The sequence below is a fragment of the Clostridium estertheticum genome, from assembly GCF_026650985.1.
Classification (GTDB): Bacteria; Bacillota; Clostridia; order Clostridiales; family Clostridiaceae; genus Clostridium_AD; species Clostridium_AD estertheticum_C.
Window position 1 is genome coordinate 360718 of record NZ_CP086239.1, and the last position, 12801, is coordinate 373518.

The 12801-nt window shown below is 30.2% G+C and carries 9 protein-coding genes and 1 other RNA gene; 9 read left to right on the forward strand and 1 reads right to left on the reverse strand.

Annotated elements, in window-relative coordinates; genetic code table 11:
- Positions 1-103: 103 nt before the first annotated feature.
- Positions 104-277, forward strand: a complete 174-nt coding sequence (locus LL038_RS01670) for an FmdB family zinc ribbon protein (RefSeq protein ID WP_216119736.1) — start codon at positions 104-106, stop codon at positions 275-277.
- A gap of 100 nt (positions 278-377) precedes the next feature.
- On the opposite strand, the gene LL038_RS01675 is transcribed toward LL038_RS01670, so the two are convergent.
- Positions 378-1451: a CotS family spore coat protein gene (locus LL038_RS01675; protein ID WP_216119737.1), complete on the reverse strand. Its 1074-nt coding sequence runs from the start codon at positions 1449-1451 to the stop codon at positions 378-380.
- Positions 1452-1665: 214 nt separating this feature from the next.
- Between LL038_RS01675 and LL038_RS01680 the strand changes: the two genes are divergently transcribed.
- The 8 genes from LL038_RS01680 to LL038_RS01715 all read left to right on the forward strand — a co-directional run bounded on the left by LL038_RS01680 (position 1666) and on the right by LL038_RS01715 (position 12753).
- Positions 1666-2694 (forward strand): deoxyguanosinetriphosphate triphosphohydrolase, encoded by a 1029-nt coding sequence (locus LL038_RS01680; RefSeq protein WP_216119738.1) that lies wholly within the window; start codon positions 1666-1668, stop codon positions 2692-2694.
- Between the two features lie 217 nt (positions 2695-2911).
- Positions 2912-4684, forward strand: a complete 1773-nt coding sequence (gene dnaG / locus LL038_RS01685) for a DNA primase (protein ID WP_216119739.1) — start codon at positions 2912-2914, stop codon at positions 4682-4684.
- A 22-nt stretch (positions 4685-4706) separates the two neighbouring features.
- Positions 4707-5804 carry an RNA polymerase sigma factor RpoD gene (gene rpoD, locus LL038_RS01690; RefSeq protein ID WP_071613588.1) on the forward strand — a complete coding sequence of 366 codons (1098 nt, stop codon included), beginning with the start codon at positions 4707-4709 and terminating at the stop codon, positions 5802-5804.
- Positions 5805-5926: 122 nt separating this feature from the next.
- Positions 5927-6814: a PH domain-containing protein gene (locus LL038_RS01695; RefSeq protein WP_216119740.1), complete on the forward strand. Its 888-nt coding sequence runs from the start codon at positions 5927-5929 to the stop codon at positions 6812-6814.
- Between the two features lie 11 nt (positions 6815-6825).
- Positions 6826-7515 carry a tRNA (adenine(22)-N(1))-methyltransferase gene (locus LL038_RS01700; RefSeq protein WP_216119741.1) on the forward strand — a complete coding sequence of 230 codons (690 nt, stop codon included), beginning with the start codon at positions 6826-6828 and terminating at the stop codon, positions 7513-7515.
- Positions 7506-8321 carry a Nif3-like dinuclear metal center hexameric protein gene (locus LL038_RS01705; RefSeq protein ID WP_216119742.1) on the forward strand — a complete coding sequence of 272 codons (816 nt, stop codon included), beginning with the start codon at positions 7506-7508 and terminating at the stop codon, positions 8319-8321. Before LL038_RS01700 ends, LL038_RS01705 begins: the two co-directional genes overlap by 10 nt.
- Before the next feature lie 39 nt (positions 8322-8360).
- An RNA gene (gene rnpB, locus LL038_RS01710) (RNase P RNA component class A) lies at positions 8361-8748 on the forward strand.
- A gap of 180 nt (positions 8749-8928) precedes the next feature.
- The gene (locus tag LL038_RS01715; protein ID WP_216119743.1) at positions 8929-12753 is read left to right on the forward strand and encodes a phosphoribosylformylglycinamidine synthase; all 3825 of its coding nucleotides are present in this window, start codon (positions 8929-8931) and stop codon (positions 12751-12753) included.
- Positions 12754-12801 lie beyond the last annotated feature (48 nt).

Sequence of the window (12801 nt, forward strand, 5' to 3'; positions counted from 1 at the left end):
TTTTAATATTATTAAGCTTGTTATAATAAATGATATAACCTATTATTAAATATAGTATATGGATATAGGAATATAATAAAATAGCAAATAAGAGGTGAACAATTTGACATATACATATAAATGCAATAAATGTAATAATGAATTTATCATTGAAAAGGGTATGAATGAGGAAGTTCAGATTAAATGCGAATGTGGGAATACTGATGTAAAAAGAATCTATAGTGTGCCGAGTTTTAAGATTAATTGTAATGGATTTTGTGGGAAAATAAACAAGTAAATCTTAAAATAACTTTCTTAATTATAATAACACCGTTAATAAATTTTTTAACGGTGTTATTATAACTTAAAAAATATTACATGGGAGAATATCAACTTAATTATAGTTTATGTGTCATACTAAATTTATTTTCAATATAGGATTTAAACTTTTGTACAAAATCTAATTGATAGTCATTTTTATTAGTTGCATTATTTAGTAAATTTAAAAAGGCTTTTTTATTACACTTATTAATGTTACCATAATAATCTCTTGATATTTTCCAATATCTTTGTGGAAAAGCTAAATAAACAAGAATATATTTATAATCATCCAAGGTTAAAGGTAGAATCTTATCATATAAATCTAGAAAACTTATGGCTAGTTCCAAATCCCATTTTGTACTGTCTCTTTTAAGCAGTCTTCTTAATGAATATGAGATGTCATGGGCGCAATAGTCATTCCTGCACTTATCAAAATCAATTACCCATATTTCATTATTAGTGTCAAAAATAATATTTTTATTAACATAGTCAAGGTGACACAATGATTTTGTAAGATTATTAAGATTTAAGCTATAAGCAATGTTTGAAGAACACTTAGCGAGAATACTGCTTGTTTCAAAATATTTAAGATATAATTTTGAAAAGGCGTCATCGTATTTATAAGCTAAATTAGAAAAATTAAGAAGGCTTTCGTAGTGTTTATAGATGGAAGGTCCTAAAGGACTGTAATCTTCTTTTAAGGAACTACCACATATAGGTTTAAAGTTAATACTTACTTTATGCATATTTGCTAGATTCGTACTGCATACTAATATATGATCGATATTATCGTAATCACATTTTATGCCATTAATCCAAGGTGTGAGTATAAATAACATGTTGTTGTAATTTACAAATCTACTATTGTTTTTTGTTTTCAGGATTCGGGGTACATGGATATTATTTCTATATAACCATTCTATTGCTGAGTACACAAATAATAAATCTTTAATAGAGTAATAAACCTTTTTAAGACAATAACATTCGTCAAAGTATTGCACTTTATATACAGCTCTTTGTTTATCAGTATCTTTAAATTTAATTTGTGATATATCAGCGTTAGCTAAGTCATATTGAGGTAGAATGTTCTTTTTTACATTTTCTTCTGATAACAAATTTATGTTATTAAAGTTTTTAGCCATAGATGGCATCTTAACACTCCTAAAAATTATTACATTATTAGAATATTAATAAAATATAAATAATATACGTTTAACGTAAAAAAAGGGAAATTAATTTAATTTGTAGAATACTAACTAATATGACTTTAAATTTATAATTAAACTAGCAAGACGTTTTTTAAGAAACGTAAATAAGAAATAAAAAAATAGTTTAAGAGATACTTTTAAATTTAGGAGGAAATCTATGAATATTCGAAGTAAAATAGAAACGAATGAAAGTAGAACCATTATACAATATGGCGCGTTATCCATAAATTCAAAGGGACGCGAAAAAATGCAGGAGAAAGATGATCTAAGAACTTGTTATATGGTTGACAGAGATAGGATAATACACAGTAAATCATTTAGAAGACTAAAGCACAAAACTCAAGTATACATAAAGACAAGTAGTGATCACTATAGAACAAGGTTAACACATACATTAGAAGTTGCACAGATAGCTAGAACTATAGGGCGTGGTATTGGGTTAAATGAGGATTTAATAGAAGCTATAGCTTTAGGGCATGATATAGGTCATGTTCCTTTTGCACATAATGGTGAAGCAGTGCTTAATGATATTTTGCCAAATGGATTCAGGCATAATGAAAATAGTATCAGGGTATTAACAAAAATAGAAAAAGCAGGTGTTGGACTTAATTTAAGCGTAGAAGTATTAGATGGAATTCTTAATCATAGTGGACTTTCGGAGAAATTTGGTGAGGCTGCAACTCTTGAGGGGCAAGTTGTTAGGTATAGCGATAAGATTGCATACGTAAATCACGATATAGATGATTCTATAAGGGCCCGTCTATTAACAGAAGAAATGTTACCAATAGGAGCTACAAAAGTATTAGGCACGAACCATGGTAATCGAATAGATACTTTAGTAAAAGATTGTATTTATAATACCATAAATAATTTAGATACAGGAGTTATAGGCGTGTCACTTACGCAGGAAGTTGGAAATGCATTAGGTGATTTAAGAAATTTTATGTTTGAGAATATATATAAAGGTGAAATATTAAAGGAAGAAAGAAAAAAGGCACAATTTGTGGTAACAAATGTTTTTGAATACTACTATAAGAATCCATCTGCTATGCCAGAGTTCTATAAGGGTATAGTTGAGGATGAGGGGCTGTATATAGGGGTAGCAGATTACATTTCGGGTATGAGTGATGACTATTGCTTAATGCTCTTTAATAATATATATGTACCTAAACTTAGTATTTATTAAACACAATAATAAATGTTAATATCTCTAAAAATTATAGTATAAAAATTATAAATAAAAAATAAATTTAAAAAAATGCAGGAAATTTCTATTTTATCAAGAATATATTATAAGCAGACATAATTATTATTAAAAAAAGTAAAATTAAAGAAGGATAGCATGCTTTTTTGTCGAATAAGAACATATTGTGAACTTATATAAGTAAGGTGGTAATAATATATTGATTGCTGAAGATGTCATCTTAAAGATAAAGGAACAAAATGATATTGTGGATGTAATATCTGAAAGAGTAAAACTTAAAAAGACAGGGAAAAATTATACTGGCCTTTGTCCTTTTCATAATGAGAAGAGTCCATCGTTTACAGTGTCTACGGAAAAACAAATTTACAAATGTTTTGGATGTGGAGAAGCTGGAAATGTAATTAGTTATGTTATGAAGGATAGAAATGTAACTTTTCCAGAAGCTGCAAGGATACTTGCACAGAGGGCTAACATTAGTATAGAAATAGATAATGGAGAAAACAATGTACAGCGTGACATGTATAAAAAAATGTACAATATTAATGTGGAAACGGCCAGGTATTTTTATGAAAACTTAAGAAAGGATAAGAAAGCCGAATTATATTTCCTTAACAGAGGTATTACAGAGGCTACTATGAAAAAATTTGGGTTAGGTTTTTCTTTTGATAAATGGGATGGATTATTATTATATTTAAAAAAGAAAGGATACTCAGAACTAGATTTACTTAATATAGGATTAATTATTAAAAGTCCTAAGGGATCTTATTATGATAGATTTAGAAATAGGATAATGTTCCCTGTGTTTGATTATATGGGGAAGGTAATTGGATTTGGTGGAAGAGTTTTAGATGATTCGAAACCTAAATATCTAAATTCACCGGAAACTCCCTTATTTCATAAAGGATTAAATCTTTATGGATTAAATTTTGTAATTAAAAATAACAGATCTCGAACAATAATAATAGTAGAAGGATATATGGATTGCATTTCACTTCATCAATATGGTTTTTCAAATGTAGTTGCGTCGCTTGGTACTGCACTCACTATTAATCAAGCAAAGTTATTAAAAAGACATGTAGATAAAGTTATTATTTCTTTTGACGCTGATTTTGCAGGTCAGGCTGCAACTATAAAGGGACTTGAGATATTAAGAAGTGAAGGTTTTGATTTAAGAGTTCTTATAGTTCCTAGTGGTAAGGATCCTGATGAATATATAAAAAATAGTGGGAAGCAGGCTTTTCAAAAATTAATAGATGATGCTCTTCCTTTAATAGATTATAGACTTAAAAGAGCAGGAGACGGAATAAATTTTTCAAATAGTGAAATGATAATACAGTATGTAAAAAAAGTTACTGAAATTATTGCAGAACTTGATCCTGTTGAAAAAGATGTTTATATAAAAAAGGTTTCTGAGGATACGGGTATCAAAGAACAGGCAATATATGACTTATTAAGCGAAGAACTCAATAAAAGTTCTAATAAAATGAAAAAAATGAATATACAACAGGATTTTGGACAAAAATTATATTTAGAGCCAGCTTATATTAAGGCTGAAAGAACTTTATTAAAGTTTATGTTTATAAATGAAGAAAATTGTAACTATATTACAGAAAACATGTCTGTAGAACAATTAGTACTTAAAAGCCATAAAAGCATATATGAGCTAATTGTTAAGTATAAAAACTTAATAATAGGTGAAAAAATAAAAAATATAGAACCTATGTGTGAGAAAGATATAGAATGCACAAAAGAATGGATTAATATTATGGAAATTGAATTCTCTGGAAATGAAGAGGATCATAAAAAACTTATAAATGACTGCATAAAACAACTGAAAAAATTCAAGTTAGAGGAGTCGAAAAAAGAAATTATGAATAAAATCAAACAGTACGAATCAAAAGGTTTGCTAGAAGAATCTATAAAACTTGCTAAGGGACTTATAGAATTACAAAAGAATCTAAAACAATTATAGTATTCAGAAAGGAGGTTATATGATGAAGGATAAAAGCTCAAAAATGACTATTGTTAAAAAACTTATTGAAAAAGGCAAGAAAAAAGGATCCTTAACTTATAAAGAAGTAATGGATGAACTTTATGAAATAGAATTGTCACCAGAACAAATAGAGAAAGTTTATGAAGTTTTAGAATCAATGGAGATTGAGGTTGTTGGGGATATGCATGCAAAAGCTGCACCTGCTACAGGTGCTCAAGCAGAAGCCGAACCCGAAACTGAAGAACTTGATGTTAGCATACCAGAAGGTATATCTATAGATGACCCAGTTCGAATGTATTTAAAAGAAATCGGCAAGGTTGCACTATTATCATCGGCTGAAGAAATTGATCTTGCTAAAAGAAACGAAGAAGGAGATCTTGCTGCTAAGAAAAAACTTGCAGAAGCTAATTTAAGATTGGTAGTAAGTATAGCTAAGAGATACGTTGGACGTGGAATGTTGTTCTTAGATCTTATTCAGGAAGGTAATTTAGGATTAATAAAAGCTGTAGAAAAATATGATTATAGAAAAGGCTTTAAATTTAGTACTTATGCTACATGGTGGATTAGGCAGGCGATTACAAGAGCAATAGCCGATCAAGCAAGAACTATAAGGATACCAGTTCATATGGTTGAAACTATAAATAAGCTTATTAGAGTTTCAAGGCAATTATTACAGGAACTTGGACGCGAACCTCAACCAGATGAAGTTGCTGAAAAAATGGAAATGCCAGTTGGAAAAGTTCGTGAAATCATGAAAATTGCACAAGAACCAGTATCTCTTGAGACCCCTATTGGTGAAGAAGAAGATAGTCATTTAGGTGATTTTATTCCAGATGATGATGCTCTAGCACCAGCGGAAGCAGCTGCATTTACAATGCTAAAAGAGCAATTAATTAATGTTTTAGATACTCTTACTCCTAGAGAAGAAAAAGTTTTAAGATTAAGATTTGGGTTAGATGATGGACGTGCAAGAACTCTTGAGGAAGTTGGAAAAGAGTTTAATGTAACTAGAGAGAGAATAAGACAAATTGAAGCAAAAGCACTACGTAAATTAAGACACCCAAGCAGAAGTAAAAAATTAAAAGATTATTTAGATTAGAACATCTTAAGAACAAAAAAACACCTTTTCAAGGTGTTTTTTTTTATTGAAAAGTAAAAATATGTAATTACGTTTACAAGGGAGATTTATATATGATATAATACATTTTAGAAGGTGATTAAATGGGTAGTTATGGATCGAAACGAGGGTACGGGTTAGTGCTTATGCTACTGACGGTTGCATTATATAATATATTAATTTTAATATTTCTTAAATTTACTAACTCATATATTGTAGTTAATCTATTAAAACTTTTATTGGTCTCTTGTAATATATATCAAATTTATTATATATTACTGTTTGCCTCAGTTAAATGCTCTATTGATGAGGGAAATCTTAAAATTTATGCTATTTGGTCATTAAAAAAGGTGATAATACCATTAAATGAAATTGAAGGATATTTTATGACGACTGGTAAAATTAAAGGTGTAAAGCTTAATGGTATAGCTGCTAGCGGTTTTGTAATGGGTAGATTTGTAATTGATAAAATTGGAATGTCTAGAATGTTTGTCACTGATAATAAAAATGTTGTTTATATAAAAACTAAACATATGAATTATGCAGTTTCGCCACTTAACTATAAAAAATTTGAGGAAGATTTAATCTATCACGATATACCTGTTGCTGAGTGGAAGTATAATGTGACTAATAGCTATAATCTTCATAAAGACAAATATTTTATTGTGCCATTAATGATAGTTAGTATTATAATACTAATATTAACTTTAAATCCACTTATATTACATTTGAAAAATGCCATACCTGATATTATGCCATTAAATTTTGATGCAAAATTTAAACCAATAAAAATGGGTACAGGTAAGCAATTTGCATTCACTCAGATGCTTTATGGAGTATTAAATATGGCTTTGCTTTTTTGTATGTATTATGCAAGTTATTTTTGCGCAAAATATGATAGAAAATCAGCATATAAATATATTTATTTGTCATTAGTTGTGGCACTTATATTTTTAATTATGCAGTTTAAAATATTAATTAACTTTAGATAAGGATGAGAATTATGGAGCTTAGTATAAGATTAAAATGTATTGTAAGTATGATTGAAAAATGTGATAGTGTTATTGATGTTGGTACGGATCATGGATATGTTCCTATTTATTTAGTGCAAAAGGGTATAACAAAAAAGGCTATTGCATCTGATATAAATAGAGGGCCTGTTGAAAAGGCTAAAAAAAATATAACTCGTAATAATGCAACTAATGAAATTAATTGTAGGCTAGGAAGTGGACTGTCTACAGTTAAAGAAGGCGAAGTTCAAGTAGCTATTATTGCAGGAATGGGTGGCAATTTAATAAGAGATATATTAGAAACTGATTTGGGTATTGTTAAAAAATTAAAATACATGGTACTTCAACCAGTTCAAAATGCTGAAGTGCTTAGGGAATATTTATATAAAACTGGATATGAATTTATTGATGAAGAAATTTGTTATGATGATGGTAAGTTTTATGAAATAATTAAGGTTAGATATGATTCTAAACCTAAAGTGTTAGATAATATATATTATGAAATAAGTAAAATATTATTAGACAAAAAACATTTAGTGATGAAAGAGTTTATAGAATACAAATTACATAAATACTCAAAAGTATATGATGGTTTAAACGAGGATACCATTTTATCAAGTACTAGGAAAGAGCAGCTTTATTATGTTATACAAAAACTTAAGGGGTTTTTAGAATGCTTTTAAAAGTAAAAGACATAGAAAATATTATGGAAGAGTACGCACCCTCTATTTTAAAAGAGAGTTATGATAATGTAGGACTTATGGTTGGAGAGAGCGCGGAAAATGTTACAAAAGTTTTAGTCGCATTAGATTGCACAATGGATGTAATACGTGAAGCAAAAAATAAAGGGTGTAATTTTATATTGACGCATCATCCTCTTCTTTTTGTTAAACCTAAAACTATTACTACAGATACCTTAGTAGGAAGAAAAGTTATTGAGCTGATTAAGAATGGTATAAATGTGTATTCTAGTCATACAAATCTTGATTCTGTTAAAGGTGGTTTGAATGATATTGTTACTGAAATCTTAGGATTTAGTAAATATAAAATAATAGAGATGTCAGAAACAAATGATTCAGGTAAAACTGATGCAGGAATTGGTAGATTAGTAATTTTAGATGAACCTATGCGTTTTGAATCGTTATGCGAAAATGTTAAAAGGACACTTAAAGCAGAATTTATAAGAGTTGTAGGTAAGGATGATAAATTAGTAAATACTATAGCCATTATAAATGGCAGTGGAGAAGATTTTTTGGGGGAGAGTATAAAGCTTGGAGCGGATTGTATTATTACAGGAGACACTAAATACCATGGTGCCTGTGATTTACTAGAACAAAATATTGCTTTAATCGATGCTGGCCATTTTAAAACGGAGTGGATACCATTTAAAGTATTTATTGAAAAATTCAAAAAACGACTAATAAAAGATGGATATGACAATGAGGTTATAATTTCTAAGTGCACCTTTGATCCATATAAAATCAAATAGTGATTGCTTTTGTTTTAATAATATGATATTATAGTTTTGCGAGTAAGCCAGACAATCGCTGCTAAGTATTGCTTGCAATACATTAGAAGAGGAAAGTCCGAGCTCCACAGGGCAGGGTGCTGGGTAACCCCCAGTGAAGGCGACTTTAAGGAAAGTGCAACAGAGAGATACCGCTAAAGGTATTCTAAAAGTTTAGTTTACTAAGATTTTAGAATATACTAGCAAGGATGGAAAGGCGAGGTAAGAGCTCACCAGCGCACTGGCGACTTTGCGGCTATGTAAACCCCACTTGGAGCAAGATCGAATAGGAGAACATTTTGGGACGGCCCGTCTCGTTCTCGGGTGTATCGCTTGAGCTTATTGGTAACAATAGGCCTAGATAGATGATTGTCTAATACAGGACTCGGCTTATAGACTTAGTCGCACTAAATATAAAAAAGTACTCACCTTAGGGTGAGTTTTTTTTTACGTGGAAAAATTAAAAAAAATTTATTGCAAAATGACCTTTTATAATTGGTCAAAGTATATTATAATCTTACTATAACGAATTATAAAAGATAAATAATGTTTAATATTCGTATAAATTTAATTTTTGGAGGTATTAATCATGAAAAATAAGATATATAGGTTATATGTTGAGAAAAAAACGAACTATGATATTGAAGGTGGAAAAATACTAAGAGATATAAAAATAAATTTAGGTATAACAAGTCTTAAGGGGCTTAGATTAGTTAATAGATATGATATTACAGGAATAACACAGAATCAGTATCTATTGTCAAAAAATACTGTATTTTCAGAGCCTACAGTAGATGACGTTTATGATGAAGAACTGGATATGAAGGATTACAATACAATATTTGCTATTGAATTTTTGCCAGGACAATATGATCAGAGAGCAGATTCAGCAGCTCAATGTATTCAAATTTTAACACAGGAAGATGAACATATAGTTAAAACAGCAAGATTGATATTATTAAAAGGAAATGTTAGCACCAGTGAATTAGATAAGATTAAAGAATATTGCATAAATGCTGTAGACTCTAGAGAAGCGAGTTTAGAGAAACCAAAAGATTTAGAGCAAAGTTTTAATGAACCAGAGCAGGTAAAAATAGTAGAATCTTTTACTAATATGACTGATGGAAAGCTTGCAGAGTTCTTAAGAAGTAATGGGCTTGCTATGAGTTTTGAGGATTTAAAATATTGTAGTGATTATTTTAGAGAAACTGAGAAGAGAAATCCAACTATAACAGAGATAAAAGTTATTGATACATATTGGTCAGATCATTGTAGGCATACAACTTTTAATACTGTAATTGATGATGTACGCATAGACGATGGAAAATATTCTAAACCAATTAAAACGGCTTACACAGAGTACTTAGGTACTAGAGACTTTGTATACGGCGAAACAACTAGAGACGTAACATTAATGGATATGGCTGTTATTGGTATGAAAGATTTAAGAAAACAAGGAAAATTAAAAGATCTTGATGTTTCAGACGAAATCAATGCTTGTAGTATAGTAGTTGAAGCAAATATTGATAATAAAAAAGAAAAATGGCTAGTAATGTTTAAAAATGAAACCCATAATCATCCTACTGAAATAGAACCGTTTGGTGGCGCAGCAACGTGTCTTGGTGGATCGATAAGAGATCCATTATCTGGAAGAAGTTATGTGTATCAGGCAATGCGTGTTACAGGGAGTGGTGATCCAAGAGCGAAAATCTCAGATACCATAAAAGGAAAATTACCTCAAAGAAAAATTACACTTGAAGCTGCTCATGGATTTAGCTCATATGGAAATCAAATAGGACTTGCTACAGGACTTGTTTCTGAGGTTTATGATGAAGGGTTTGTGGCTAAAAGAATGGAAGTAGGGGCAGTTATTGGAGCAGCACCTTATGATAACGTAGTTAGAGAGCAACCAGATGCGTCTGACGTAGTTATACTTCTAGGAGGTAAAACAGGGCGTGACGGATGTGGGGGAGCTACAGGATCATCTAAACAACATAGTGAGAGCTCACTACTAGATTCGGGAGCGGAAGTTCAAAAGGGTAATGCACCTACAGAAAGAAAAATTCAAAGGTTATTTAGAAATCCTAAGGTTACTAAACTTATAAAAAGATGTAATGATTTTGGTGCAGGTGGAGTATCAGTAGCTATCGGTGAACTTGCAGATGCACTTATAATAAATTTGGATAAAGTTACTAAGAAATACGAAGGCTTAGATGGTACAGAACTTGCTATATCGGAATCTCAAGAACGTATGGCTGTTGTAGTTAGAAAAAAAGATGCTAGTCTATTTATAAAACTATCAGAAGAAGAAAATCTTGAGGCTGTAGAAGTGGCTCTAATAACAAATGATAATAGACTTAAAATGGTATGGAAGGGTAAAACTATAGTTGATGTAAGCAGAAGTTTCCTTGATACCAATGGAGTTAAGCAACACGCAAATATAAAAATAGCATCACCTAAAGAGGATGAGTACTACTTTACAAAGAATATATCAAAAAGTTTAGGTGAAACTAAATCAATAAAAGCTTTATGGAATACTACATTATCAGACTTAAATATTTGTAGTAAAAAAGGATTATCAGATAGATTTGATAGTACTATTGGTGCAGGAACAGTGCTTATGCCATTCGGTGGAAAATATCAAAAAACACCAATTCAATCTATGGTTGCAAAATTACCTGTGCTTCACGGAGATACTAACACAGGTACAATAATGGCTTATGGATACAATCCTAAATTATCGACTTGGAGTCCTTTCCATGGAGCTGCCTATGCAGTAATTGATTCTGTAACAAAGGTAGTAGCTAGTGGTGGTGATTATGAGAACATTAAACTAACATTTCAGGAATACTTTCAAAAATTATCAAAAGAACCTTATAAATGGGGTAAACCATTTTCAGCTCTTTTAGGAGCACTACATGTTCAAAAGGAATTTAGTATAGCTGCGATTGGTGGAAAAGATAGTATGTCAGGTACTTTTAATGAGATGAATGTACCACCAACTTTGATATCTTTTGCTGTAGATGTTGTAAATACAGATAATGTTATATCTCCAGAATTTAAAAAAGGAGATAGTAAGGTTGTTTTAATTTATGCAACTATAGGTGAAGATGGATTACCTGATTTCGAAAAACTTCGTACAAATTATAAATTAGTAAAAAAATTAATTAGTAGTGGTAAAGTTTTGTCTAGTTACGCAGTTGGAATGGGTGGACTTACAGAGGTTATATCAAAAATGAGTTTTGGTAATAATATAGGATTTACGTTTGCAGATGATATTAAAGTAGAGGATATATTCAAAGAAAATTATGGCAGCATAGTTATGGAAATAGAAAATGATGTTCTTGATGTTCTAACAAAGGAAAGTTCAAATATTCAAATGCTTGGGCATACAACGGTTGAACCAGTTATTAAAGTCTTAGGGGAAACTATTAGTTTAGAAGAAGCTTTGAGTAATTGGGAAGAGCCTTTAGAAAGTGTGTTTAATACAAAAGTAAATAATGCAAAAGTAAGTAGCATGAAAGAAGTTGCTATTTCAAAAGATAATATAATTAATAAAAACCTTATAGATGTTAAAAATATAAAACTTAAAGCTACTCCTATTATTAAAATAGCAAAACCTAGAGTTATAATTCCAGTGTTCCCAGGAACTAATTGCGAATATGATTCTATGAGGGCTTTTGAGAAAGCTGGCGCTGAAGTAGAAATTGTAGTTATAAATAATCTATCAGCAAAACATATTGAGGAATCTATAAAAGCTATAGCACAAAAGATAAAAAATTCTCAAATTGTTATGCTTCCAGGTGGATTTAGTGCTGGTGATGAGCCAGATGGTTCTGGTAAATTTATAGCTACATTCTTTAGAAATCCTATAATAAGTGAAAGCATTAGTGAATTATTAGAGAAAAGGGATGGTTTGATGCTGGGAATATGCAACGGATTCCAGGCGTTAATAAAACTTGGACTTCTCCCTTATGGAAAAATAACTGATATAACAAAGGATAGCCCAACATTAACATACAATGAAATTGGAAGACATGTATCTTGCGTTGTGCAAACTAAAATAATTTCAACTTTGTCTCCTTGGCTTAGTAATGTAAAAGTTGGAGATGTACATTCTATTCCAGTATCACATGGCGAAGGTAGATTTGTAGCAAATGATGATGTGATTAAAAAATTATTTGCAAATGGGCAAGTAGCTACTCAATATGTAGACTTTGATGGAGCTGCAAGTAACGATATAAACTTTAATCCTAACGGATCAAGATATGCAATTGAAGGAATTACAAGTCTAGATGGAAGAATTTTGGGTAAAATGGGACATTCTGAAAGAGTTGGTGTTAATACTTTAGTTAATGTTATCGGAAATAAAGATCAAAAAATATTTGATGCTGGAGTAAATTATTTCAAATAAAATACGAACGATAAATTAAAACAATACATTTATTTGTGCATATATCGG

What these genes read in the sequence shown, in the direction of transcription:
- LL038_RS01715 (WP_216119743.1), top strand. Translation starts at nt 8,929, where the DNA reads ATGAAAAATAAGATATATAGGTTATATGTTGAGAAAAAAACGAACTAT.
- rpoD (WP_071613588.1), top strand. Translation starts at nt 4,707, where the DNA reads ATGAAGGATAAAAGCTCAAAAATGACTATTGTTAAAAAACTTATTGAA.
- LL038_RS01695 (WP_216119740.1), top strand. Translation starts at nt 5,927, where the DNA reads ATGGGTAGTTATGGATCGAAACGAGGGTACGGGTTAGTGCTTATGCTA.
- LL038_RS01705 (WP_216119742.1), top strand. Translation starts at nt 7,506, where the DNA reads ATGCTTTTAAAAGTAAAAGACATAGAAAATATTATGGAAGAGTACGCA.
- LL038_RS01675 (WP_216119737.1), bottom strand. Translation starts at nt 1,451, where the DNA reads ATGCCATCTATGGCTAAAAACTTTAATAACATAAATTTGTTATCAGAA.
- LL038_RS01680 (WP_216119738.1), top strand. Translation starts at nt 1,666, where the DNA reads ATGAATATTCGAAGTAAAATAGAAACGAATGAAAGTAGAACCATTATA.
- LL038_RS01700 (WP_216119741.1), top strand. Translation starts at nt 6,826, where the DNA reads ATGGAGCTTAGTATAAGATTAAAATGTATTGTAAGTATGATTGAAAAA.